This window comes from Streptomyces cinereospinus (genome assembly GCF_042430725.1).
GTDB classification, from domain to species: domain Bacteria; phylum Actinomycetota; class Actinomycetes; order Streptomycetales; family Streptomycetaceae; genus Streptomyces; species Streptomyces cinereospinus.
In genome coordinates this window covers 45024-70303 of the sequence record NZ_JBHMCY010000009.1, presented here as the reverse complement: position 1 = coordinate 70303, position 25280 = coordinate 45024, and the positions used below count along the sequence as shown (strand labels likewise).

Here is a 25280-nt window from a genome sequence, read left to right as displayed (position 1 = left end):
GCTGAGCGGGTGCGGGCGATCGCGGCGTGAATCACTCTGGGTGTCTCACCGACACCTCGAAGTGAGGAGCACCTATGCGTCGTCCTTTTGCACGGATGCTGGCCCGGCCGCTGGTCCTCGCGGCCGCCGCGGCCGCGATACCGCTGGTCTCCACCGCCCCCGCCGCCGCGGACGGCATCGTCGTCGGCGGCTTCCCGGTCGATGCCGCCGACAGTCCCTGGACGGTGGCGCTGTCCAGCCGTGACCGGTTCGGAGGTACGCGGTCGGGTCAGTTCTGCGGAGCGGTCGCGGTGGGCCGGACCACCGTCCTGACCGCGGCGCACTGCCTGGGCGAGGACGTCCTGGGAGGGCCGCCCGGCCAGGTGCGCGACCTCAAGGTCATCGCGGGCCGTACGGACCTGCGGTCGGACGAGGGGCAGGAGATCGAGGTCCGCGAGACCTGGGTGAATCCCGCGTACGACGGGATCACCAACACGGGGGACTTCGCGGTCCTCACCCTCGCCGGGAACCTTCCGGACAGTGCGGTGATCGGCATGGCCGCGGCGGGCGACCCCGCGTACACGGCGGACACGCGCGCCACCGTCTACGGCTGGGGAGACGTCACCGGAGCCGGAGACTACCCGTACCGCCTGCGCGCGGGGCGCATGCGCGTGCTGTCGGACGCGCTGTGTGAGAAAGCGTATCCGGGCAGTGCCGACGGCACCTACCGCGCGGACGCCATGCTGTGCGCGGGGGAGCGGGTGGGGGGCCGGGACGCCTGCCAGGGGGACAGCGGAGGACCACTGGTCGCCGAGGGGCGGTTGATCGGCCTGGTGTCGTGGGGAAGCGGCTGCGGCCGGCCGGGCAGCCCGGGCGTCTACACGCGGGTCTCCGACGTCCTGCGCAAGCTCGGCTGGGACCGCCCCGCTCAGCCGGCTCAGCCCGCGCCGGGTGAGACCCGTGGGAGCGCCGCCTGAGAGCCCGGGCGGATGCCCCCGACGGCTGAAGGAGCGTCCTGACGGGGCTCCGAGCGCCAGCGGAGACGAGGACGGGCGGCCGCCCTGAAGCAGGGCGGCCGCCCGTCACCGGTCTGTACCGGGCTCGTCGGGGACGCGAGGCGTCAGCGCTCATCCTCCGAAGTGGTGGGGGGAACGGCCGTCAGCCGCTCCGTCTCGTCCTGTATCTCAGCGGCGATCTTCTTGAGTTCCGGCTCGAACTTGCGGCCATGGTGCGCGCAGAAGAGCAGCTCTCCGCCGCTGAGCAGGACGACGCGCAGGTATGCCTGGGCGCCGCAGCGGTCGCAGCGATCAGCGGCCGTCAGCGGGCTCGCGGGGGTCAGAACAGTAGTCACGTCGCCTCTTCTCTAGCTCGACGAGCTGTCGTACCAGGGTCAACATCCAACCAGCCCGAAAACGTTCCCGCTCGGGGCTTTCACCTGAAAAAATCTCCCGGGTCGGCTGTCTGCTGCCGGTTGGCGGCGAATGTGCCGTAGTACGTGTCTGTATGTCTTACGGGTTCGCGCAGTCTGTCGGTTGCGGTCCTCCCCGGCCGGGTTGCCGGTTGTTCATGAGGACGTGCCCGGAGCCTAAATGGTTCATGCCTCGAAGGGAACGTGATATGTGCTTCACTCCATCGAGGGATCGAACACTCATGCGAACGTGGACTAGTCTGAGTTCCGGACGAGGGTGGCGTTACAAGGGCTCTACCAGGCCTGGGTACCCTCTGAACGGCTACCGGAGCCGCGCCCTTACCCAGATGGGCCCCCAATGAAATTCAGCGAGGAGCGAACCGCGTGACCGCCGAGACGTCCGTGCCGTCCACAGCGCTGCTGGCAGGAGCAGACCGGGACGGTTCCAACTACACCGCTCGGCACCTGCTCGTCCTCGAGGGGCTGGAGGCCGTCCGCAAGCGCCCCGGCATGTACATCGGCTCGACGGACAGCCGCGGCCTGATGCACTGCCTGTGGGAGATCATCGACAACTCCGTGGACGAGGCCCTCGGCGGGTACTGCGACCACATCGAGGTGATCCTGCACGACGACGGCTCGGTGGAGGTGCGCGACAACGGCCGCGGCATCCCGGTCGACGTCGAGCCCAAGACCGGCCTGTCCGGCGTCGAGGTCGTCATGACCAAGCTGCACGCCGGCGGCAAGTTCGGCGGCGGGTCCTACGCCGCCTCCGGCGGTCTGCACGGTGTGGGCGCCTCGGTGGTGAACGCGCTGTCCGCCCGGCTGGACGTCGAGGTCGACCGCGGCGGCCACACCCACGCCATCAGCTTCCGGCGCGGCGTCCCCGGCGCCTTCGCCGCGCTGGGGCCGGACGCCGGATTCGAGGCCAAGAGCGGCCTGCGCAAGGCCAAGAAGATCCCCAGGACCCGCTCCGGCACGCGCGTGCGCTACTGGGCCGACCGCCAGATCTTCCTCAAGGACGCCAAGCTCTCCCTGGAGAACCTGCACCAGCGCGCCCGTCAGACGGCGTTCCTGGTGCCCGGCCTGACCATCGTCGTCCGTGACGAGTTCGGCCTCGGCGAGGGCGGCAGCAAGGGCGAGGAGTCCTTCCGCTTCGACGGCGGCATCAGCGAGTTCTGCGAGTTCCTGGCCACCGACAAGCCGGTCTGCGACACCCTCCGCTTCACCGGGCAGGGCACCTTCAAGGAGACCGTCCCGGTCCTCGACGAGCACGGTCAGATGACCCCCACGGAGGTCACCCGCGAACTCGGCGTCGACGTGGCGCTGCGCTGGGGCACCGGTTACGACACCACGGTCAGGTCCTTCGTCAACATCATCGCCACCCCCAAGGGCGGCACCCATGTCGCCGGCTTCGAGCAGGCCGTCGCCAAGACGGTCAACGAGGTGCTGCGCGCCAAGAAGCTGCTGCGGGTCGCCGAGGACGACGTCGTCAAGGACGACGCCCTGGAGGGCCTGACCGCGGTCGTCACCGTCCGCCTCGCCGAGCCGCAGTTCGAGGGGCAGACCAAGGAGGTGCTCGGTACCTCGGCGGCCCGCCGCATCGTGAACACCGTCGTCTCCAAGGAGCTCAAGGCCTTCCTGACCGCCACCAAGCGGGACGCCGCCCAGCAGTCCCGGGTGGTCCTGGAGAAGATCGTCGCCGCCGCGCGCACCCGCATCGCCGCGCGCCAGCACAAGGACGCGCAGCGCCGCAAGACGGCCCTGGAGTCCTCGTCGCTGCCGGCCAAGCTCGCCGACTGCCGCAGCGACGACGTGGACCGCAGCGAACTGTTCATCGTCGAGGGGGACTCCGCGCTCGGCACCGCCAAGCTCGCCCGGAACTCCGAGTTCCAGGCCCTGCTGCCGATCCGCGGCAAGATCCTCAACGTCCAGAAGTCGTCCGTGACGGACATGCTGAAGAACGCCGAGTGCGGCGCGATCATCCAGGTCATAGGGGCCGGCTCGGGCCGGACCTTCGACCTCGACGCGGCGCGCTACGGCAAGATCATCATGATGACCGACGCCGACGTCGACGGCTCCCACATCCGCTGCCTGCTGCTGACGCTCTTCCAGCGCTACATGCGCCCCATGGTGGAGGCCGGCCGCGTCTTCGCCGCGGTGCCCCCGCTGCACCGGATCGAGATCGTCCAGCCGAAGAAGGGCCAGGACAAGTACGTCTACACCTACTCGGACCGGGAACTGCGCGACAAGCTCATGGAGTTCCAGACCAAGGGCATCCGCTACAAGGACTCGATCCAGCGCTACAAGGGCCTCGGCGAGATGGACGCCGACCAGCTGGCCGAGACCACCATGGACCCGCGGCACCGCACCCTGCGCCGCATCAACCTCTCCGACCTGGACGCCGCGGAGCAGGTCTTCGACCTCCTGATGGGCAACGACGTCGCCCCGCGCAAGGAGTTCATCTCCAGCTCGGCGGCGACCCTGGACCGGTCCCGCATCGACGCGTAGGCGCGGGCCCGGGCCACGGGGGCCCAGGTCACCTGATGGGATGAAGAGCGGGACGAAGGGGAACCGGGGACGGTCCCGCTCTGGCCGTGCCGGCGGCTGTCCAGGAGCTGCGCGGGCGCCACCTGAGCCTCGTGGTCCCGGCGGTGACCGGCTTCTTCCTCGGGTACGCGGCGTACGTCGCCGCCACGGCCGCGCCGGGGCTGATGGCGCCGCCCGTGGTGGGCGCGGTGGACGTGGCGATGCCGGCCGGGCTCGGGCAGTTCCTCACCCCCTTCCTGCTCACCTGGTCCCACGCCCGGCACGCGCGGCCGCGCCGGGATCCGGGCCGCGCTCGAACCGCGCTGCGACACCGAGGAACCGACGACAGGCACGACGGCATGCTGTACTCGGGGGTCTCCTGGTCGCCTGGTGCGTGGTCCTGCTGCTGGTCGCCGGACTCGTCCGCGACTGCGCCCGGTCCACGCTCGCCGGCGTGGTCGCCGCACGGATGCGGGCGCTGGCAGGGGCGGGCGCGGCGTAGCGGGCGGTGCCTGCAAGGCGGGGCGGCCCCCGCGTGGACGGGCGGCACATCCAGGGCGGGACGGCCCCCACGCAGCGGGGCGGCGGTTCAGGGGCGGGGCGCCCACGCGTAGCGGTGTTCCGGGCGGCCGGCGTCGCCGTACTTCAGGGTCAGCGTGACCCGTCCCGTGCGCTCCAGGAGCTTCAGATAGCGCTGGGCGGTCTGCCGGCTCACCCCGGTGCGTTCGGCGATCTCCTGGGCCGACAGGGGGCCTTCCGCGCTCATCAGGGACTGCCGTACGAGTTCGGCGGTGGTGGGCGAGTGCCCCTTGGGCAGGTCCGGCTCCGTCGTCGCGGACAGCGCGCCGAAGATGCGGTCCACCTCCGCCTGCTCCGCCTCGCCGCCGCCGTCGAGAGTGCGGCGCAGCTCGGCGTACGCCTCCAGCTTGGCGCGCAGCCCCGCGAAGGCGAACGGCTTGACCAGGTACTGCAGCGCGCCCTGCCGCATCGCCGCCCGCACCGTCGCGATGTCGCGTGCCGCCGTCACCATGATCACGTCGGTCTGGTGGCCGCGTCGGCGCATCTCCCGCACCGCCGCCACGCCGGTGTCGTCGGGCAGGTAGTGGTCCATGAGGACCAGGTCCACGTGGGGCAGTTCGTCCAGCCGGCGCAGCACCTCGGCCGCGCTGTGCGCCTCCCCGGCGACGTGGAAGCCGCGCACCTTCTCGACGTACGCGGCGTTCACGCGCGCCACCCGGGTGTCGTCGTCCACGACCAACACCTCGATCATCATGCCTCCTCCTCGGCGGCCCGCGGAGCCGGCGGGACGGTCAGGGCCGGTTCCGCGCCCGGTCCGGTCAGGGCCTCGGGCAGGACGACGGTGAACTCCGCGCCGCCGCCGGCGGCCTCGCGCACCGTCGCGGTGCCGCCCTGCCGCTCCGCCAGCCTGCGGACCATGGCGAGCCCGATGCCGCGCTCCCGGTGCGCGGGCGGCTCCTTGGTGGACCAGCCCTCGGTGAAGACCAGTTCCCGCAGCTCCGCCGGGATGCCAGGACCGGTGTCCCGTACCGTGAGCACGGCGGTACGCCCCTGGGCGCGCAGTTCGACCTCCACGCGCGCGTGCGGCGTGCCCGCGACCGCGTCGAACGCGTTGTCCACCAGGTTGCCCACGACGGTGACCAGCCCCCGGGCGTCGACCAGCCGGTCCGGCAGGCGGGTACGGCCCGACAGGCGCAGCGCGACGCCCCGCTCGGCCGCGACCGTCGCCTTGCCGACCAGCAGCGCGGCCAGCAGGGGGTCCTGGATCTTCTCGGTGACCTGTTCCGCGGTGGCCCGGTGGTCGCCGACGGCCTCGCCGACGAACTCGACCGCGTCGTCGAACATCCCCAGTTCGAGCAGCCCCAGCAACGTGTGCATCCGGTTGGCGTGCTCGTGGTCCTGTGCGCGCAGGGCGTCGATCAGGCCGCGGGTCGAGTCCAGCTCCCGGCCCAGCTGCTCCAGCTCGGTGCGGTCGCGCAGGGTGGCGACGGCGCCGCCGTCGCCGGTGGGCATGCGGTTGGCGACCAGCACGCGCGGGCCGCGCACCGTGAGCAGATCGGTGCCGGTCACCCGGCCGGCCAGCACGTCCGCCGTACGGCCCGTGCCGAGCGCCTCGTCGGGGGCGCGGCCCACGGCGTCGTCGCCGATGCCCAGCAGACGCCGCGCCTCGTCGTTGAGCAGCCGGACACGGCCCGCGCGGTCCAGCGCGACGACGCCCTCCCGGATGCCGTGCAGCATCGCCTCGCGTTCCGCGAGCAGCCCCGCGATGTCGGAGAAGGCCAGGTCCCGCGTCTGCCGCTGCACCCGCCGGGAGATCAGCCAGGCGGCCACGGCACCCACGGCCAGGGCACCGCCGGCATACGCCAGCAGCTCCGGGATCGCGTGGAGCAGCAGCGCGCGGACACTGTCGTACGCGATGCCCACCGAGACCGCCCCGACGATCTCCCCGTCGCCGTCCCGCAGCGGCACCTTCCCGCGCGCGGAGCGGCCCAGAGTGCCCTCGTCGATCTCCATGACCTCCCGGCCGGCGAGCGCGTCGCTGGGGTCCGTCGAGACGTGCCGGCCGACTTGTGAGGGCTCGGTGTGCGACCAGCGCACGCCGCGCCGGTCCATCACCACGACGTACTCGGCGTGCGTGGCCCGCCGGATCCGTTCGGCCTCCCGCTGGACCGGCCCGTCCGCGGTGGCGGGCGTGGTCTGCACGTCCCGGGCGAGCCGCGGCTGTGCCGCGGTGGTCTGCGCGATGGCGAGCGCGCGCCGCATCGCCTGGTCGTCCAGCTGGTCGCCCAGCGGGGCGAGGAACAGCCCGGTCGCCAGCACCGCGACTCCCGCGGCGATCGCCACCTGCGCCATCAGCACCTGCGAGAACATCCGGCGGGGCAGACCGAGACGCAGGCGTCGTACGGGGGGAGTGGGGCTCATACCCACGACGGTACGTGGGCGGGCGCGGTCCGCCGTAGCGGGGACGGACGGCTGTTCGAGCGTGGCGGGGCGGATTCCCGCCGGTGCGTCAGCTCGCCAGCGCGGTGGGCCGCAGTTCGCGGACCGTCACCACGTCCATCCGCGCCGGGGCGCCCAGCACCGACGTCCCGCAGGTCTCCGCGCGCGGGGGCTGTGACGCGCCCTGGACGACGACCACGAGCCAGTGGCGTCCGTCCGCGTGGGCGACGATCACCTCCCAGCGGGGCGCGCCGCCGTCCGGGCGTGCGGCGTCCTCGGTCCGTACGACGCTCAGCGCGTCCGCCGCGTACTCGCCCACCGCCGCGCGCACGGCCAGCTCCGCCGCCTGGCCCGGCCGCTCCCAGGCGGAGCGGCCGCGGCACCCGTCCAGGACGATCCGGCCCTCCTGGACGCCGTGCACGACGTCCTCGACCGTGCGGGCCTCGGCGCGGCCGTACGCGTAGCCGTACGGGAGCACGAGCAGCGTCGGTGAGAAGCGATGACCCCCCAAATGGGTGACCTCCCAGACGCCTCCCGTCCTGGACGCGGCCAGTTCCGTCGCCAGAGGGCGGCCCAGGAGGGCGCAGCAGCGGTCGCGCTTGCCGTTGGTGCAGACGAGGACGAGCGGCGGGCCGGTGTGGGGCCGTGCCCGCAGCGTGGCGTCGAAGGAGCGGGGGTCGCCCCGGCCCAGAGCGGCGAAGTCGAGGTCGAGCAACTGCCCCGGGTCCTCGGTCGTGGCCGCGTGCAGCCACGCCTTGCCGGGCAGGGTGTGGGCCGCGTACACGTGCCGCGCGGCGGGGGCGCCGCAGTCGGCGTGGCGGCCGGGGCGGCGGATGAGCGCGACGCGCACGCCCGTGCCCTTGGCGGCCGCCTCCAGGGCCCGGCCCAGCGCGGGGTCCAGGTGGCTCGACGTGAGCGCCTTGGCGCCCCACGGACCCGGCTGCTCCACCAGGAGCCAGGTCCTGGCGGTCGCGGCCGTTCCGGAAACGGGCTCGGCGAGATCCCGCGAGACGGTTGCACACCTACTCACAGAGGTGAGCCTAACCTGACTTCGTCCGGGCCGACTTCCGGGCCCTCCCGGGCCTACTCCGGCAGGGGCTGCGGCGGCCGGAGGCCCGCGTAGTGGCCGCTGGGGCGCATCCGCAGCGGCCGCTCGCCGTACTCCTCCAGGGCGTGCGCGATCCAGCCCGCCGTACGGGCCACCGCGAAGATCGTCTCGCCCGCGGTGGCGGGCATCCCGCAGGCCGCGGTGAGCACGGCGAGCGCCAGGTCCACATTGGCGTGCAGCGGGGTGTACCGGGCGGCGGTGGCCACGACGTCCCGCGCGGCGGCCAGGGCGGGCTCGGCGGCGGGCATCCGCTCCAGGAGGGCGAACAGCGCACGCGCGCGCGGGTCCTCGCCGGAGTACAGCCGGTGGCCGAGCCCGGGGACACGGCGGCCGGCCCGCAGTTCCTCCGCGATCACGGGGCCCGCGTCGCCCTGGTCCAGGACCTCCAGGAGCATCCGGTGCGCCAGGCCGCTGGCCGCGCCGTGCAGGGGGCTCTCGATCACGCCGAGCCCCGCGGAGACGGCCGCGTAGGCGTGTGCCCGGGCCGACGCCGCGACGCGCACCGCGAGCGTGGAGGCGGCCAGGTCGTGGTCGACGAGCAGGCCGAGGGCCGTGTCCAGGGCGCGCAGGGAGCCCTCGTCGGGGTCGCGTCCGCTGAGCCGGGTCCACAGGCGCAGGGCCAGGGGGCCCTCGTCGCGGTGCCCGTGCCACACCGGCGGCAGGGCGCCGACCAGCGTCGGGATGAGCACGCGTGCGGTGCCCAGCACGGCGTCCTCGGAGAGGTCGAAGCGCAGCGGGTCCGCGCTGGCGGCGGCGACCGCGGCGACCCGCAACCGGTCGGTGGGGCCGCTGTGCTCGGGCAGCGCGCCGACCGCGCGCCGGGCGACGGCGAGGGCGTCGCCCGGCGCCGGGAAGGTGATCCCGGGGCGCAGCCGCCCGGTCCACAGCCACTCGGCGATCTCCTCGTAGCTGTGGCGGGCGGCCAGGTCGGTCGCGTCGACGCCCCGGAAGTAGTACCGGTCCTCGTCGATCAGCGTGATGCGGGTGCGTACGGCCAGGTCGGCGCCGGGGGCGGCGCTGCCGGCGCTCTCCCGCCGGTTGCGCCGCGCCAGCGCCTCCACCTCCCGGGCGTCGAAGGTGCTGCCCCGGCCGCCGGGCGCGCGGTGGCTGCTGAGCTGGCCCCGGCTCACGTAGGCGTACACGGTCTCCGCCTTCACGCCGAGCAGTTCGGCGGCCTCTTTGGTGCTCAGCCGCCGCTCCTGTGGGACGGGGCCGTGTTCCTGATCGCGCATGGGGGTCACCGTAGCGGTCTGGACAATATATTGATTCCATCAATATTGACAGATATTAAGTCAACCATAGACATTGAAATCAAGTCCAAGGAGGAAATCATGTCCACCAACAGGTCCGCATCCCTTGCCGTCGACGTGCCGCGGGGACTCGCGGGCGTCGTCGTGACCGACACCCGGATCGGTGACGTGCGGGGTCTCGAGGGCTTCTACCACTACCGCCAGTACTCGGCCGTCGAACTGGCGCAGACCCGCTCCTTCGAGGACGTCTGGCACCTCCTCGTGCACGGGGACCTGCCGGACACCGCCGGCGCGGCCGCCTTCGCCGCGTGGACCGCGGCGCTGCGGCCGCTGCCCGCCGGGGTGGCGGCCGCGCTGCCCGCCGTCGCGGCGGCCGGCGGACGTTCCGGCCCGCTCTCCGGGCTGCGCACGGCGCTCTCCCTGCTGGGCGCCGCGCGGGGGTTCCGGCCGCTGTACGACATCGACGCGGACCGGCGGCGCGAGGACACCCTGGCGGCGACCGCGGCCGTGCCGACGGTGCTCACCGCGCTGCATCGGCTGGGCAGGGGACTGGACCCGGTACCGCCGCGCGAGGACCTGCCGTACGCGGCCAACTACCTGTACATGCTGACGGGCGAGGAGCCGGACCCCCGGCGTGCCCGGGCGGTCGAGCAGTACCTGATCTCCACCATTGATCACGGATTCAATGCATCAACCTTCACGGCGCGGGTCATCGCGTCCACCGGCGCCGACGTGGCGGCATGCCTCGTGGGCGCGGTCGGCGCGCTCTCGGGGCCGCTGCACGGCGGCGCCCCGAGCCGGGCGCTGGACACCCTGGACGCGATCGGCACGGTGGACCGCATCGACTCCTGGATCCGGGAACGCGTCCTCGCCGGCGACCGCATCATGGGTTTCGGGCACCCCGTCTACCGCACGGAGGACCCGCGCTCCCGCATGCTGCGCGGGATCGCCCGGCAGTTCGGCGGGCCGCTGGTCGACTTCGCGGTGGAGGTCGAGCGCCGGGTCGAGGCGATCCTCGCCGAACTCAAGCCCGGGCGCGCACTGCACACCAACGTCGAGTTCTACGCAGGAGTGGTCATGGAACTCTGCGGCCTGCCGCGCGAGATGTTCACCCCGACCTTCGCCGCGGCGCGCGCCGTCGGCTGGAGCGCCAACATCCTGGAGCAGTCCGAGGACTCGAAGATCATCCGACCCGCCGCGCGGTACGTGGGGCCGGAGCCCCGGGTGGCGGCGCCGGCGAGGGTCTGACGCCGGGCGGGTCCCTGCGCGGGCGACGGGCGACCGAGAGGCGCGGAACGGTGGGCCGGGGCGCCTCGGGACCGCTTCCCTCGCGGACGGACCGCTCGCTTCGTGGACCTCCGGCGGGCTCGTATCCTGGCCCGGCAGCCAGGTTCCGTAGGCGCGCCGGGCCGTGGACCGGTGTGCGCGTAGGTGGAAGAGAGGTCGCGCGGTGGGCCAGAGCCCGAGTCACCGGCAGATCCCGGTCGTCGTACTCGCCGGATTCCTGGGCTCCGGCAAGACGACATTGCTCAACCACCTCCTGCACCGCAGCGGCGGCAGCCGTATCGGCGCCATCGTCAACGACTTCGGGGCCGTCGAGATCGACGCCATGGCCGTGGCGGGGGCACTGGGCGACTCCACCGTCTCGCTCGGCAACGGGTGCCTGTGCTGTGCCGTGGACGCCGGTGAACTGGACGGCTACCTCGGGCGGCTGGCCCACCCCGCCGTCGGCGTCGACGTGATCGTCATCGAGGCCAGCGGACTCGCCGAGCCCCAGGAACTGGTACGGATGGTGCTGGCCAGCGAGCATCCGGGCGTCGTGTACGGCGGGCTCGTGGAGGTCGTCGACGCCGCGGAGTTCGAGGGCACCCGGGCGCAGCACCCGGAGATCGACCGGCACCTCGCCCTGGCCGACCTGGTGGTGGTCAACAAGACCGACCGGGCGGCGGACGCCGAGCGCGTCCTCGCCCTCGTCCGGTCCCTCGCCGACCGCGCCGCCGTCGTCCCGGCGGCCTACGGCCGCGTCGATCCCGAATTCCTCTTCGACTGCCGGCCGTCCCAAGAGCGCGTCGGCCAGCTCTCCTTCGACGACCTGCACGACCATCGCGGGCCGGGCGAGGAGCACGGCGGCCATCTGCACACCGCCTACGACAGCCTGTCCTTCGTCTCCGGCACACCCCTCGACCCGCGCCGCCTGATGGCCTTCCTCGACAGCCGGCCCGAGGGGCTCTACCGGATCAAGGGGTACGTCGACTTCGGCCCGTACGACGCGCGCAACCGGTACGCCGTGCACGCGGTCGGTCGGTTCCTCCGCTTCTACCCGGAGCCCTGGAGCCCGGACGACGACCGCCTCACCCAGCTCGTCCTCATCGGCTCCGGCATCGACGCCCCGGCCCTCGAGAAGGAGCTGGTCGCGTGCCGGAGCGACACCCGGCACGCCGACGAGCAGGGCATGTGGGGCGTCCTGCGCTACGTACCGGACGTGACCGATCCGGACGTGGGTGATCAGGACGCGCCCGGTCCAGACGTAACCGATCCGGAGGTAACCGGTCCGGACGCGCTCGATCCGCACGTAGCGGATCCGGACATGAGCGATCTGGACATAACCGATCCGGAGATGACCGATGATCCGGGCACACCCGGTGTGGACCCGTGGGACCCGGACGAGCCGGGTCCGGGGTCGTCCCCGGCCTAGACCGCGCCTAGTAGGCCGGCCCCGCCACCGCCGCCACCGGCTTCGCCAGCGACACGCCCGAGCCGTCGCGGCGCGGGTCGATCTCGGGCAGCTCGGTCGGCGTGCCGTTCCTCTGCGCGGCGCGGGCCGGCACGGCGCCCGCCCAGGCGAAGGACAGGCAGTCCTCACCCTTCAGGAACCGCTGGCAGCGCACACCGCCGGTCGCCCGGCCCTTGCGCGGGTACTGGTCGAACGGTGTCACCTTGGCGGTCGTCTGGACGGAGTCGTCCAGCGTGCCGCGCGCACCGGCGACCGTGAAGACCACCGCGTCCGCCGCCGGGTCCACCGCCGTGAAGGAGATGACCTTGACGCCCTCGGCGAGCTTGATGCCCGCCACACCGCCCGCCGGGCGGCCCTGCGGGCGGACCTGCGCGGCCTGGTAGCGCAGCAGCTGCGCGTCGTCCGTGATGAAGACCAGGTCCTCCTCGCCCGTGCGCAGCTCGACCGCGCCGACGATGCGGTCGCCCTCCTTGAGGGTGATGACCTCCAGCTCGTCCTTGTTGGCCGGGTAGTCCGGGACCACGCGCTTGACGACGCCCTGTTCCGTGCCGAGGGCCAGACCCGGGGAGGACTCCTCGAGCGTGGTCAGGCAGACCACCGTCTCGTCGTCCTCCAGGGAGACGAACTCGGCGAGCGGCGCGCCCCCCGAGACGTTCGACGTCGTGGTCGTCTCCGGGAGCTGCGGCAGGTCGACGACGTTGATCCGCAGCAGCCGGCCCGCCGAGGTCACCGCGCCCACCTCGCCGCGGGCCGTGGCCGGCACCACCGAGACGATCACGTCGTGCTTGGCGCGCTTGGCGGAGGCGTCCCCGGGGAACGGCTCGGCGTTCACCGTACGGGCCAGCAGGCCCGTCGACGACAGCAGCACCCGGCACGGGTCGTCGGCCACCTGGAGCGGGACGGCGGCCACCACGGTGGCCGCCGAGTCCAGCAGGACCGTACGGCGCTCGGTGCCGAACTTCTTGGCCACCGCCGCCAGTTCGGCGGAGACCAGCTTGCGCAGCTCGGCGTCCGACTCCAGGATGCGGGTCAGCTCCTCGATCTCCGCGGTGAGCCGGTCCTTCTCGGCCTCCAGCTCGATCCGGTCGTACTTGGTCAGGCGGCGCAGCGGCGTGTCCAGGATGTACTGCGTCTGGACCTCGCTCAGCCCGAAGCGCGCCATCAGGCGCTCCTTGGCCTGCGCGGAGTTCTCGCTGGAGCGGATCAGGCGGATGACCTCGTCGATGTCCACCAGGGCCGTGAGCAGGCCCTCGACCAGGTGCAGCCGGTCGCGCCGCTTGCCGCGGCGGAACTCCGAGCGGCGGCGCACGACCTCGAAGCGGTGGTCGAGGTAGACCTCCAGGAGCTCCTTCAGGCCCAGGGTGAGGGGCTGGCCGTCGACCAGGGCGACGTTGTTGATGCCGAAGGACTCCTCCATCGGCGTCAGCTTGTAGAGCTGCTCCAGGACCGCCTCCGGTACGAAGCCGTTCTTGATCTCGATGACCAGGCGCAGCCCGTGCTCACGGTCGGTGAGGTCCTTGACGTCGGCGATGCCCTGCAGCCTCTTCGAGCCGACCAGGTCCTTGATCTTGGCGATCACCTTCTCCGGGCCGACGGCGAAGGGCAGCTCGGTGACGACCAGGCCCTTGCGGCGCGCCGTCACCTCCTCCACCGAGACCGTCGCCCGCATCTTGAACGTGCCGCGGCCCGTCTCGTAGGCGTCGCGGATCCCGGACAGGCCGACGATCCGGCCGCCGGTGGGCAGGTCCGGGCCCGGGACGTGCCGCATCAGGGCCTCGAGATCGGCGTTCGGGTGCCGGATCAGGTGCCGGGCGGCCGCGATCACCTCGCGCAGGTTGTGCGGCGGCATGTTCGTGGCCATGCCGACCGCGATCCCGGACGAGCCGTTGACCAGCAGGTTCGGGAACGCGGCGGGCAGGGCCACCGGCTCCTGTTCCTGGCCGTCGTAGTTGGGCGCGAAGTCGACCGTGTCCTCGTCGATCGACTCCGTCATCAAGCTGGTGGCCTCGGCCATCCGGCACTCGGTGTATCGCATGGCGGCGGGCGGGTCGTCGTTGCCCAGCGAGCCGAAGTTGCCGTGGCCGTCGACCAGGGGCACCCGCATGGAGAACGGCTGGGCCATGCGCACCAGCGCGTCGTAGATCGACGCGTCGCCGTGCGGGTGCAGCTTGCCCATGACCTCGCCGACCACGCGGGCGCACTTCACATAGCCGCGGTCGGGGCGCACGCCCATCTCGTTCATCTGGTAGACGATGCGGCGGTGCACGGGCTTGAGACCGTCACGGGCGTCCGGCAGAGCCCGGGAGTAGATGACCGAGTACGCGTACTCGAGGAAGGAGCCCTGCATCTCGTCCACGACGTCGATGTCGAGGATCCGCTCCTCGTACGAGTCGTCGGGCGGCGGGGTCTTCGTGCTGCGGCGGGCCATCGCTGCCGGCTCCTCCTGTTTTCTGGTCGTTCCCCACGGGGCGCTCAGGTCCCTGCGGCTCACTCGTGCTGAAGCGTGAACGGCGTCTGCCGCGCACCATTGTGGACCGCGGCACTGACAACGCGGACCCTGGACCCGACGTGGGCCGTCCTGCCCCGCGCTGCCCCGCAGGCTACGCCCTCGCACCGGGCGACCCGGTTCTCGCTCTCGGCGTACCCGCTGCGGGAACTTCGCACCAGGTCCGCGCGCTTGCATACAGTGGCAGGACTGGCAGGAAATCCGCGGTTTCCCGACCGCACCGCGATCGAAGGGACGTACATGCCCATGGGTCACACGGCCACAGCCGAGGCAGGCTCCGGCGGCCTGACAGCGACCGAGCACCGCCTGGAGAACGGCCTGCGCGTGGTGCTCTCCGAGGACCACCTGACCCCGGTCGCGGCGGTGTGCCTCTGGTACGACGTCGGCTCGCGCCACGAGGTCAAGGGGCGTACCGGTCTGGCTCACCTTTTCGAGCACCTGATGTTCCAGGGCTCCGCCCAGGTGAAGGGAAACGGTCACTTCGAGCTGGTGCAGGGCGCCGGCGGCTCGCTCAACGGCACCACCAGCTTCGAGCGCACCAACTACTTCGAGACCATGCCCGCCCACCAGCTGGAGCTCGCCCTCTGGCTGGAGGCCGACCGCATGGGCTCCCTGCTGGCGGCCCTGGACGACGAGTCCATGGAGAACCAGCGGGACGTCGTCAAGAACGAGCGCCGGCAGCGCTACGACAACGTCCCGTACGGCACCGCCTTCGAGAAGCTCACCGCGCTCGTCTACCCGGAGGGCCACCCCTACCACCACACGCCGATCGGCTCGATGGCCGACCTGGACGCGGCGACCCTGGAGGACGCCCGCGCGTTCTTCCGCACCTACTACGCGCCCAACAACGCGGTGCTGTCGGTGGTCGGCGACATCGACCCCCGGCAGACGCTCGCCTGGATCGAGAAGTACTTCGGTTCCATCGCCTCGCACGACGGCAAGCCCGCCCCGCGCGACGGCGCGCTGCCCGAGGTCATCGGCGGGCAGCTCCGCGAGGTCGTCGAGGAGGAGGTCCCGGCGCGCGCCCTGATGGCCGCCTACCGGCTCCCGCAGGACGGCACGCGCGCGTGCGACGCCGCCGACCTGGCGCTGACCGTCCTCGGCGGCGGCGAGTCGTCCCGCCTGTACAACCGGCTGGTACGCCGGGACCGGACGGCGGTGGCGGCCGGGTTCGGCCTGCTGCGGCTGGCCGGGGCGCCCTCCCTGGGGTGGCTGGACGTGAAGACGTCCGGGGACGTCGAGGTGCCGGTCATCGAGGCCGCCATCGACGAGGAGCTCGCCCGGTTCGCCGAGGAGGGCCCGACGGCCGAGGAGATGGAGCGGGCCCAGGCCCAGCTGGAGCGCGAGTGGCTGGACCGGCTCAGCACGGTCGCCGGCCGCGCCGACGAACTGTGCCGGTACGCCGTACTGTTCGGCGACCCCAAGCTCGCCCTGACCGCCGTCGACCGCGTCCTGGAGGTGACCGCCGAGGAGGTCCAGGAGGTCGCCAAGGCCCGCCTGCGGCCCGACAACCGCGCGGTGCTCGTCTACGAGCCGACGGTCACGGACGCCACGGAGGCCGATGAGGCCGCCGAGACCGGCGGCACGGAGACCGCACAGGACGGCGCCACCGGGGCCGCACCGGCCCACGACACCGACACCGACGCCCCGCGCGCAGCCGGCGACGACACCGAGGAGGCGGCCAAGTGACCGAGCTCGCCACGATGGACTTCCACCCCCAGCCGCAGCCGGGCGACGCACGTCCCTGGGCGTTCCCGGCCCCCACCCGCGGCACGCTCGGCAACGGCCTGACGCTGCTGCGCTGCCACCGCCCCGGCCAGCAGGTCGTCGCCGTCGAGGTGCTCCTGGACGCGCCGCTGGACGCCGAGCCGGCCGGCCTCGACGGCGTCGCCACGATCATGGCGCGGGCCTTCTCCGAGGGCACCGACAAGCACTCCGCCGAGGAGTTCGCCGCCGAGCTGGAGCGCTGCGGTGCCACGCTCGACACCCACGCCGACCACCCCGGCGTCCGGCTGAGCCTGGAGGTGCCGGCCTCCCGGCTGGCCAAGGCCCTCGGCCTGCTCGCCGACGCCCTCAGGGCGCCCGCGTTCGCCGACAGCGAGGTCGAGCGGCTGGTCCGCAACCGCCTCGACGAGATCCCGCACGAGCTGGCCAACCCCGCCCGCCGGGCCGCCAAGGAGCTCTCCAAGGAGCTGTTCCCGGCGGCCTCGCGCATGGCGCGCCCCCGCCAGGGCACCGAGGAGACCGTCGCGAAGATCGACTCCGCGGCCGTGCGCGCCTTCTACGAGCGGCACGTCCGCCCCGCCACCGCCACCGCCGTGGTCGTCGGCGACCTCACCGGCGTCGAGCTGGACGCGCTGCTCGACGAGACCCTGGGCGCCTGGACGGGCTCCCCGGCACAGCCGCGGCCGGTGCCGCCGGTGACCGCCGACGACACCGGCCGGGTGGTCGTCGTGGACCGTCCCGGCGCGGTCCAGACGCAGCTGCTGATCGGCCGCGTCGGCCCCGACCGGCACGACCGCGTGTGGCCGGCCCAGGTGCTCGGCACGTACTGCCTGGGCGGCACCCTCACCTCCCGCCTGGACCGCGTCCTGCGCGAGGAGAAGGGCTACACCTACGGGGTGCGCGCGTTCGGCCAGGTGCTGCGCTCCGCCCCCGACGGCAGCGGCGCCGCCATGCTCGCCATCAGCGGCTCCGTCGACACGCCGAACACCGGCCCCGCGCTGGAAGACCTGTGGACGGTGCTGCGCAGGCTCGCCGCGGAGGGCCTGACGGACGCCGAGCGGGACGTGGCCGTGCAGAACCTCGTCGGTGTGGCCCCGCTGAAGTACGAGACCGCGGCGGCCGTGGCGGGCACCCTCGCCGACCAGGTCGAGCAGCACCTGCCCGACGACTACCAGGCGACGCTCTATCAGCAGCTGGCCGCGACCGGCACGGTGGAGGCCACCGCGGCGGTCGTCAGCGCCTTCCCGGTGGACCGCCTGGTGACTGTGCTCGTCGGTGACGCGGCGCAGATCAAGGCGCCCGTGGAGGCCCTCGGCATCGGTGAAGTCACCGTCGTGACGGCCGAGTAGGCGCCGGCGGGCGCACGCGCGTCGAGAGGCCCTGGTGACGGAAGCGTCACCAGGGCCGCTTTATGTCCCAATTGCGGGAGAGGTTGCCTGTCTGACCTGTGGGATGCGCTACAAACGCGCTGGTGGGTTTGGGGATGGAAAGATGCCCCGTTTAGCGTCTTCCGGGCTGTCCGTCAGGCAGTGCGCCGCATCCGCGGCACCGGACAGCCATCGCCGAGTCCCCGTACGGCGCGAGCCAGGGGAGCCGGGGACCCACCGCAGTCCCTGGGGTGAATCGGACGCCCGCGCGCCGCGAGGGAGTCCGTAGGAGACCTTCCTGCTCCGAACCCGTCAGCTAACCCGGTAGGCGAGAGGGAAGGAAAGGACCAGCCACCACATGGCGTTCACGCGCGCCACCGGGAAGCATCGCCGTCCCAGCCGGATGCGGCGCACCACCGCCCACGCGGCGGGTGTCGCGGCACTCACCACCACCGGAGTCGTCGGGACCCTGACGGCTCCCGCGCTCGCCGCCGAGCCGGCGGCCGAGCAGACCGGCCTGCTCCCGGTCGTCTCCATCGGCGACTCGGTCGCCGAGCAGATCGACGCCCAGGCCGCCGCGCAGCAGCAGGCCGCCGCGGAGGCCGCCGCCGAGCGGCGGGCCGAGGCCGCCGCCGCGCAGCGCGCGCAGGAGCGGGTGAAGGAGGCGCGCGAGGCCAGGGAGCGCGCCGCCCGCGAGGCCGAGCGCGAGCGCCTCACCGCCCACGTGCCGCCGATCAGCGGCTCCTACGTCTCCACCGGCTACCGCACCGGCGGCACCCTGTGGTCCTCCGGCAGCCACACCGGTGTCGACTTCCACGCCGCGAGCGGCACTCCCGTGCACGCGGTCGGCTCCGGCACCGTGGTCGAGGCCGGGTGGGGCGGGGCGTACGGCAATCAAGTGGTGATCAAGATGAACGACGGGACGTACACCCAGTACGGTCACCTGTCGTCCATCGGGGTCTCGGTGGGGCAGACGGTCACTCCGGGGCAGCAGATCGCCCTGTCCGGCGCCACCGGCAACGTCACCGGGGCGCACCTGCACTTCGAGGTCCGGGCGAGCGTGGAGTACGGCACCGACATGGATCCGGTGGCCTACCTCCGCTCGCACGGCGTCGACCTCTGACCGCCTGACAGCGCGTCGCCCGCCCCCGCGGCCCCGGCTCCCCGAGCCGGGGCTTTCGGGGTTTCGGGCATCTCTCTGTCCAAAAAATATCCATGATTCCGCCCCGCCGTCGGAAATTGCGGCTCATTGCAATAGAGTCGCTGAACACACGTCAATCGTCGACGTTGCACGGGGATTAAGGCGGAGGTCGGTCATGCGTATTCCGGCGCACTCGGTGTGCACCGCGATCCGGGACGACATCGTCGCGGGTGTCTACGAGCGCGGCGGCCGGCTCACCGAGGAACTCCTCGCCCGCCGGTACGGCGTCTCGCGGGTCCCCGTCCGCGAGGCCCTGCGCACCCTGGAGGCCGAGGGCTTCGTGGTGACCCGGCGGCACGCGGGTGCGTGCGTGGCGGAACCGACCGAGCAGGAGGCCGCCGACCTGCTGGAGATGCGCATGCTGCTGGAGCCGCTCGGCGCCTCCCGGGCCGCCCAGCGGCGCACCGAGGCCCATCTGAAGGTGCTGCGCGGCCTGGTCCGGCTGGGTCAGGAGCGGGCCAGGCGGGGCAGCAGCGACGACCTGCGCTCTCTGGGCGGCTGGTTCCACGAGACGCTCGCCCAGGCCTCCGGCAGCCCCGCGCTGATCGCCATGCTGACCCAGTTGCGGCACAAGATCGCCTGGATGTACGCCGTGGAGGTGTCCGTCAGCCCCGTGGAGTCCTGGACGGAGCACGGCGCGATCGTGGACGCGGTGGCGCGGGGTGACAGCGAGCGCGCGCGGGCGCTCACGGCGCTGCACACCGAGCGTGCGACCGGCGCGCACCGGCTGCGATTCTCCGGCAACGGCGACCGCGCGGAGCGTGTGAGGACTTCGCAACGTCCCGTAAACACGTCCGGCCCGCGGTATTAACAAGGGCGCCGTATACAAAGAGGAAGTATTCGGTGGCTGGGCATTTCCGCTGCCCTTTTTCGGCGTACCGTGCATTTCCGTGTCCCGGCCGCCGATTTGCTGCCGAGTGAACCTGGAACGCGGCGTGAATTGCCGCCGCGTGTGCCGCGCGCACGACGAGGCCGCGCCGTCCGGAAAGGGACGACGCGGCCTCGGACATGCCGCGGGCGGGCTCAGACGGTCTCGGGGAGCTCCTCCAGGCCCTCCGCGACCAGCCTGGCCAGACGGTCGAGCGCGGCGTCGGCGCCCTCGGCGTCGGAGGCCAGGACGATCTCCTCGCCCCCCTGGGCGCCCAGACCCAGGACGGCCAGCATGGAGGCCGCGTTGACGGGGTTGCCGTCCGCCTTGGCGATCGTCACCGGGACGCCTGCGGCCGTGGCGGCCCGGACGAAGATGGAGGCGGGGCGGGCGTGGAGGCCCTCGGCCCAGCCGACGTTGACGCGGCGCTCAGCCATGTGATGCTGCCCTTCAGGTGGTCAGGGTTGTCTAGACCAGTTTCCCACATCGTGAAGCGTGGCCCGACGGGACCTGCGCCCCGCCGCGGAGGGTCCCGGACCGCGGCCTCGGCCCGGCCCCGCCCTTTCCACAGACTGCCTCGCGCCGTTGTCGGACGCGAGCCGTACTCTGGGGCCCATGCAGAGCCCGTCGGACCGGCACGAGTACCCCGCCCACTGGGAGGCCGACGTGGTGCTGCGCGACGGCGGCACCGCACGCGTCAGGCCCATCACCATCGACGACGCCGAGCGCCTGGTCAGCTTCTACGAGCAGGTCTCGGACGAGTCGAAGTACTACCGCTTCTTCGCGCCCTACCCGCGCCTGTCCGCCAAGGACGTCCACCGCTTCACGCACCACGACTTCGTGGACCGGGTGGGGCTCGCCGCCACCGTCGGCGGCGAGTTCATCGCCACCGTACGCTACGACCGCATCGGCGCCGACGGGCTGCCCGCGTCCGCGCCCGCCGACGAGGCCGAAGTCGCCTTCCTGGTGCAGGACGCCCACCAGGGCCGCGGCGTCGCCTCCGCCCTGCTGGAGCACATCGGTGCCGTCGCCCGGGAGCGCGGCATCCGCCGTTTCGCCGCCGAGGTGCTGCCCGCCAACACCAAGATGATCAAGGTGTTCACGGACGCCGGGTACACCCAGAAGCGCAGCTTCGAGGACGGCGTCGTCCGCCTGGAATTCGACCTCGAACCCACCGACCGCTCGCTCGCGGTGCAGCGCGCGCGGGAGCAGCGCGCCGAAGGACGGTCCGTACGGCGGTTGCTGGCCCCCGGGTCGATCGCCGTCGTCGGCGCGGGGCGCACGCCCGGGGGCGTGGGCCGCAGCGTGCTCGGCAACATCCGGGAAGCCGGCTTCACCGGCCGTCTGTACGCCGTGAACAGGGCGCTTCCCGAGGGGCGGAAGGAACTCGGCGGAGTGCCGGCGTACCGCTCGGTGCGGGACATCGACGGGCCCGTCGACCTCGCGGTCGTGGCGGTGCCCGCCGAGCTCGTGCCCGAGGTGGTCGCCGAGTGCGGGGAGCACGGGGTGCAGGGCCTCGTCGTGGTCTCCGCCGGGTACGCCGAGAGCGGCCCCGGGGGGCGCGAGCGCCAGCGGGAACTCGTGCGGCAGGCGCGCGCGTACGGCATGCGGATCATCGGGCCCAACGCCTTCGGGATCATCAACACCTCCCCGGAGGTCCGGCTCAACGCCTCGCTGGCTCCGCAGGCCCCGCGTCCCGGGCGGATCGGGCTGTTCGCGCAGTCCGGCGCCATCGGCATCGCGCTGCTGTCCCGGCTGCACCGGCGCGGTGGCGGGGTCACCGGCGTCACGGGCGTGTCGACGTTCGTCTCGTCCGGCAACCGCGCGGACGTCTCCGGCAACGACGTCCTGCAGTACTGGTACGACGACCCGGACACCGACGTCGTCCTGATGTACCTGGAGTCCATCGGCAACCCGCGCAAGTTCACCCGCCTCGCGCGGCGCACCGCGGTGGCGAAGCCGCTGGTCGTGGTGCAGGGAGCGCGCCATGGGGGCGCGGCGCCGCAGGGGCACGCGGTCCGCGCGACACGGCTGCCGCACACCACGGTGGCCGCGCTGCTGCGGCAGGCGGGCGTGATCCGGGTGGACACGATCACCGAACTCGTGGACGCCGGGCTGCTGCTCGCCCGCCAGCCGCTGCCCGACGGCCCGCGCGTGGCGATCCTCGGCAACTCCGAGTCGCTGGGGCTGCTGACCTACGACGCCTGCCTGGCCGAGGGGCTGCGGCCGCAGGCCCCGCTGGACCTCACGACGGCGGCCACGCCGGAGACCTTCCGGGAGGCGCTCGCGCGGGCGCTGGCCGACACCACCTGTGACGCCGTCGTGGTGACCGCGATACCGGTGGTGGGGGAGGGGACCGCGGGGGACGCGGCACTGGCGGAGGCCCTGCGGTCGGCCGCGGCGGCGGTCCCCTCCAAGCCGGTCCTGGTGGTGCATGTGGAGCTGGGCGGGCTCGCGGACGCCCTGTCGGCCGCGGCGAGCACCGCGCCCCAGGCGGCCGGGCCGGTGCCCGGCGCCGCGAACGGAACCCGCGCCGCGGGCCGGGCCGAGCCGGCCGGTGCCCCGGAGACGCGCACCGCCCCCGCGCCGCCCCCCGCCGGTTCCCACCTCATCCCCGCCTACCCCGCCGCCGAGCGCGCCGTCCGCGCCCTCGCCGAGGCCGTCAAGTACGCGCAGTGGCGGCGGGAGGCCGCCGACCCCGGGAAGGTGCCCGAGTACGACGACATCGACGAGAAGGGCGCCGCGGAGCTGATCGGCGGGCTCCTCGCACGCGGGCAGGGGCTCACCCTCGGCGCGGAGGCGACCTGCGAGCTGCTGGGCCGCTACGGCATCCACGTGCACCGCGCCCTGTCCGCCCCGACCCCCGACGCCGCGGCGGCGGCCGCCCGCGCCCTGGGCTACCCCGTCGCCCTCAAGGCCACCGCCCCGCACCTGCGCCACCGCGCCGACCTCGGCGGCGTACGGCTCGATCTCGCCGACGAGGGGCAACTGCGTCGCGCCTACGCGGAGTTGACGGAGCTGTTCGGCAGGCCCGAGGAGCTGCGGCCGGTCGTGCAGCGGATGGCCCCGCGCGGCGTGGACACCGTCGTCCGGGCCGTGATCGACCCGGCCGCCGGAGCGGTGCTCTCCTTCGGGCTCGCCGGAGCCGCCTCCCAGCTGCTCGGCGACACCGCGCACCGGCTGGTCCCGGTCACCGACCGCGAGGCGACCTCGCTGATCCGCTCCATCCGGACCGCGCCGCTCCTCTTCGGCTGGCGCGGCTCCACCCCGGTCGACACCCCCGCCCTGGAGCAGCTGCTGCTGCGGGTGTCCCGCCTGGTCGACGACCACCCGGAAGTGGTGGCGGTCACCCTGGAGCCGGTCGTCGTCGCCCCGCACGGCCTGAGCGTCCTCGGCGCCTCCGTCCGCCTCGCCCCGCCCCCCGTCCGCGACGACCTCGGCCCGCGGACCCTGCCCACGTACTGAGCCCGGGACCCCGCCCGTGTCCGGGCCCGGGCCTCGCCGGCGTACGGAGTCCCGGGACCCGCCGGCGTACGGGGGGTGGCGGTCACCCTGGAGCCGGTCGTCGTCGCCCCGCACGGCCTGAGCGTCCTCGGCGCCTCCGTCCGCCTCGCCCCGCCCCCCGTCCGCGACGACCTCGGCCCGCGGACCCTGCCCACGTACTGAGCCCGGGACCCCGCCCGTGTCCGGGCCCGGGCCCCGCCGGCGTACGGAGTCCCGGGACCCGCCGGCGTACGGAGCCCCGGGACCTTGCCCGTGGTGAAGCCCGGGGACCCTGCCCGCGTACGGAGCCCCCGGATTCGGACCGTCCGAGCGGTGCCTCGCAGTCTGTGAGCCCCCGTAGGATGGACGGCATGGCCAAGACCAGTACGACGACCAAGGGGCTGCGTGCGGCGATCGAGCGCAGCGGCTACTACCCGGCCCTCGTGGCCGAGGCGGTGGAGGCCGCCGTGGGCGGCGAGCCCGTCCAGTCGTACCTGGTCCACCAGGAGACCACGTTCGACCAGAACGAGGTGCGGCGGCATGTGACCGTGCTCGTCCTCACCGACCACCGCTTCATCGTCAGCCACACCGACGAGCAGGCCGCCGACAGCACCTCCCCGACGCCGTACGCCACGACGTCGACGGAGTCGGTGAAGCTCGACCGGATCTCCTCCGTCGTGGTCAGCCGCGTGGTCGCCAACCCCGAGTCGTACACGCCGGGCACCCTCCCGCGCGAGGTCGTGCTGACCATCGGCTGGGGCGCCGTCTCCCGTATCGACCTGGAGCCCGCCGCCTGCGGCGACCCCAACTGCGAGGCCGACCACGGCTACACGGGCAACTCGACGGCCGACGACCTCAGCCTGCGCGTCAGCGAGGCCGGCGACGGCCCGGAGACGGTCCGCCAGGCGCTCGTCTTCGCGCAGGCCATCTCCGAGGCGACCGCGGACCCCGCGCGCTGATGGCCCAGCCCGCCCACGCCTGGGACGACCACCCCGAGCCCCTCGCCGTCGCCTCCGCCCCCCGTCCCGAGTACGGCACGGGCTCGCTCGCCGATCTGCTGCCCACGCTGGCGGCCGGCCTGGGCGTACCCGGCATGACCGCCGCGATCACCGAGCTGACCCCCGCCGACCGGGTCTGCGTGTTCCTGATCGACGGGCTCGGCTGGGAGCAGCTGGCGGCGCACCCCGCGGAGGCGCCCTTCCTGACCTCGCTCCTCGCCACCTCGCGCGGCGGCACGGGCCGCCCCCTGACCGCCGGCTACCCGGCGACCACCGCGACCTCCCTCGCCTCCGTCGGCACCGGCCTTCCGCCGGGTGCGCACGGCCTGCCCGGTTACACCGTGCGGAACCCGGCCACCGGCGGGCTGATGAACCAGCTCCGCTGGCAGCCCTGGACCCCTCCGGCCCCCTGGCAGCCGTACCCCACGGTGTTCGAGCTGGCCGACCGCGCCGGCGTGCACGCCGCGCAGGTCTCGTCCCCCGCCTTCCAGAACACCCCGCTGACGAAGGTCGCGCTCAGCGGCGGAACGTTCCACGGACGGCTGACCGGCGAGGAGCGCATGGACTGCGCCGCCGAGCAGCTCGCCGCCGCCGACCGCAGCCTCGTCTACACCTACTACGCCGAACTCGACGGCGCCGGGCACCGCTTCGGCCTCGCCTCCGACACCTGGGTCGGCCAGCTCATGTACGTCGACCGCCTGGTCCAGCGCCTGGCCGAGCAGTTGCCGCCGCGCAGCGCGCTCTACGTCACCGCCGACCACGGCATGGTCGACGTGCCCTTCGACGAGCGGCACCGCATCGACTTCGACGAGGACTGGGAGCTGCGCGCGGGCGTCGCCCTGCTGGGCGGCGAAGGCCGCGCGCGGCACGTGTACGCGGTGCCGGGCGCCGAGAACGACGTTCTGACCTGCTGGCGCGAGGTGCTCGGCGAGCAGTTCTGGGTGGCCTCGCGGGACGAGGCGATCGCGGCGGGCTGGTTCGGACCGCACATCGACGAGCGGGTGTACGCGCGCATCGGCGACGTGGTCGCGGCCGCGTGCGACGACGTCCTGCTCATCGCCTCCGAGCGGGAGCCCAAGGAGTCGTCCATGGTCGGCAACCACGGTTCGATGACCCCTGCCGAGCAGCTGGTCCCGCTGCTCGAAGTACGCTCCTGACCCCCTCCCTCC

Annotated in this window: 18 protein-coding genes, 2 pseudogenes and 1 riboswitch; of the genes and pseudogenes, 13 read left to right on the top strand and 7 right to left on the bottom strand. The window is 73.2% G+C overall.

The annotated features are described in order from the left end of the window. Positions 1–74 precede the first annotated feature (74 nt). Complete coding sequence (locus ACFF45_RS06965; RefSeq protein ID WP_381343332.1) at positions 75–956, top strand: S1 family peptidase; 882 nt, start codon at positions 75–77, stop codon at positions 954–956. Positions 957–1099: 143 nt separating this feature from the next. On the opposite strand, the gene ACFF45_RS06960 is transcribed toward ACFF45_RS06965, so the two are convergent. Next, positions 1100–1330: a DUF7455 domain-containing protein gene (locus ACFF45_RS06960; RefSeq protein WP_381343330.1), complete on the bottom strand. Its 231-nt coding sequence runs from the start codon at positions 1328–1330 to the stop codon at positions 1100–1102. A 441-nt stretch (positions 1331–1771) separates the two neighbouring features. Here ACFF45_RS06960 and ACFF45_RS06955 point away from each other — a divergent pair, with 441 nt between their 5' ends. Together ACFF45_RS06955 and ACFF45_RS06950 are read left to right on the top strand one after the other, a co-directional pair. Further along, on the top strand, positions 1772–3895 hold the full coding sequence (locus tag ACFF45_RS06955) for a DNA gyrase/topoisomerase IV subunit B (protein WP_381343328.1): 2124 nt from the start codon (positions 1772–1774) through the stop codon (positions 3893–3895). 86 nt (positions 3896–3981) lie between these two features. Continuing rightward, a pseudogene (locus ACFF45_RS06950) lies at positions 3982–4158 on the top strand (DUF485 domain-containing protein); the annotation flags it as partial. 344 nt (positions 4159–4502) lie between these two features. Here the strand turns inward: ACFF45_RS06950 and ACFF45_RS06945 are convergent. From ACFF45_RS06945 to ACFF45_RS06930, 4 genes are all read right to left on the bottom strand, one after another. After that, a complete protein-coding gene (locus ACFF45_RS06945) occupies positions 4503–5183 on the bottom strand; it encodes a response regulator (RefSeq protein ID WP_381343479.1) in 681 nt (226 codons plus the stop codon). Continuing rightward, positions 5183–6853, bottom strand: a complete 1671-nt coding sequence (locus ACFF45_RS06940; RefSeq protein ID WP_381343325.1) for an ATP-binding protein — start codon at positions 6851–6853, stop codon at positions 5183–5185. Before ACFF45_RS06940 ends, ACFF45_RS06945 begins: the two co-directional genes overlap by 1 nt. Positions 6854–6941: 88 nt before the next feature. After that, on the bottom strand, positions 6942–7901 hold the full coding sequence (locus ACFF45_RS06935) for a ferredoxin family protein (protein ID WP_381343323.1): 960 nt from the start codon (positions 7899–7901) through the stop codon (positions 6942–6944). Positions 7902–7954: 53 nt separating this feature from the next. Beyond that, positions 7955–9211, bottom strand: a complete 1257-nt coding sequence (locus ACFF45_RS06930) for a citrate/2-methylcitrate synthase (RefSeq protein WP_381343320.1) — start codon at positions 9209–9211, stop codon at positions 7955–7957. A 99-nt stretch (positions 9212–9310) separates the two neighbouring features. Here ACFF45_RS06930 and ACFF45_RS06925 point away from each other — a divergent pair, with 99 nt between their 5' ends. Both ACFF45_RS06925 and ACFF45_RS06920 read left to right on the top strand, forming a co-directional pair. Then, positions 9311–10477, top strand: coding sequence for a citrate synthase/methylcitrate synthase (locus ACFF45_RS06925; RefSeq protein WP_381343318.1), 1167 nt, complete (start codon positions 9311–9313; stop codon positions 10475–10477). A 202-nt stretch (positions 10478–10679) separates the two neighbouring features. Further along, positions 10680–11924 carry a CobW family GTP-binding protein gene (locus ACFF45_RS06920; RefSeq protein ID WP_381343315.1) on the top strand — a complete coding sequence of 415 codons (1245 nt, stop codon included), beginning with the start codon at positions 10680–10682 and terminating at the stop codon, positions 11922–11924. Between the two features lie 7 nt (positions 11925–11931). On the opposite strand, the gene ACFF45_RS06915 is transcribed toward ACFF45_RS06920, so the two are convergent. Next, complete coding sequence (locus tag ACFF45_RS06915; RefSeq protein ID WP_381343312.1) at positions 11932–14391, bottom strand: DNA gyrase/topoisomerase IV subunit A; 2460 nt, start codon at positions 14389–14391, stop codon at positions 11932–11934. A 324-nt stretch (positions 14392–14715) separates the two neighbouring features. Between ACFF45_RS06915 and ACFF45_RS06910 the strand changes: the two genes are divergently transcribed. The 4 genes from ACFF45_RS06910 (at position 14716) to ACFF45_RS06895 (ending at position 19573) form a co-directional block, all read left to right on the top strand. Beyond that, positions 14716–16158: a M16 family metallopeptidase gene (locus ACFF45_RS06910; RefSeq protein ID WP_381343476.1), complete on the top strand. Its 1443-nt coding sequence runs from the start codon at positions 14716–14718 to the stop codon at positions 16156–16158. Next, positions 16155–17543 (top strand): M16 family metallopeptidase, encoded by a 1389-nt coding sequence (locus ACFF45_RS06905; protein WP_381343309.1) that lies wholly within the window; start codon positions 16155–16157, stop codon positions 17541–17543. Before ACFF45_RS06910 ends, ACFF45_RS06905 begins: the two co-directional genes overlap by 4 nt. 201 nt (positions 17544–17744) lie before the next feature. Then, a riboswitch (cyclic di-AMP (ydaO/yuaA leader) is annotated at positions 17745–17907 on the top strand. A gap of 12 nt (positions 17908–17919) precedes the next feature. Next, the gene (locus ACFF45_RS06900; RefSeq protein WP_381343307.1) at positions 17920–18684 is read left to right on the top strand and encodes a M23 family metallopeptidase; all 765 of its coding nucleotides are present in this window, start codon (positions 17920–17922) and stop codon (positions 18682–18684) included. A gap of 193 nt (positions 18685–18877) precedes the next feature. Next, on the top strand, positions 18878–19573 hold the full coding sequence (locus ACFF45_RS06895; protein WP_381343304.1) for a GntR family transcriptional regulator: 696 nt from the start codon (positions 18878–18880) through the stop codon (positions 19571–19573). Positions 19574–19785: 212 nt separating this feature from the next. On the opposite strand, the gene ACFF45_RS06890 is transcribed toward ACFF45_RS06895, so the two are convergent. Continuing rightward, the gene (locus ACFF45_RS06890; RefSeq protein ID WP_381343301.1) at positions 19786–20067 is read right to left on the bottom strand and encodes an HPr family phosphocarrier protein; all 282 of its coding nucleotides are present in this window, start codon (positions 20065–20067) and stop codon (positions 19786–19788) included. A gap of 178 nt (positions 20068–20245) precedes the next feature. Here ACFF45_RS06890 and ACFF45_RS06885 point away from each other — a divergent pair, with 178 nt between their 5' ends. The 4 genes and pseudogenes from ACFF45_RS06885 to ACFF45_RS06870 all read left to right on the top strand — a co-directional run bounded on the left by ACFF45_RS06885 (position 20246) and on the right by ACFF45_RS06870 (position 25268). Next, complete coding sequence (locus ACFF45_RS06885; RefSeq protein ID WP_381343298.1) at positions 20246–23095, top strand: bifunctional acetate--CoA ligase family protein/GNAT family N-acetyltransferase; 2850 nt, start codon at positions 20246–20248, stop codon at positions 23093–23095. Positions 23096–23170: 75 nt separating this feature from the next. Continuing rightward, positions 23171–23296: pseudogene (locus ACFF45_RS06880) on the top strand (hypothetical protein); the annotation flags it as partial. A gap of 179 nt (positions 23297–23475) precedes the next feature. Then, complete coding sequence (locus tag ACFF45_RS06875; RefSeq protein ID WP_381343473.1) at positions 23476–24072, top strand: DUF5998 family protein; 597 nt, start codon at positions 23476–23478, stop codon at positions 24070–24072. After that, positions 24072–25268 (top strand): alkaline phosphatase family protein, encoded by a 1197-nt coding sequence (locus ACFF45_RS06870; RefSeq protein ID WP_381343295.1) that lies wholly within the window; start codon positions 24072–24074, stop codon positions 25266–25268. The genes ACFF45_RS06875 and ACFF45_RS06870 overlap by 1 nt, the downstream gene beginning before the upstream one ends. The last annotated feature ends 12 nt before the right edge of the window (positions 25269–25280 follow it).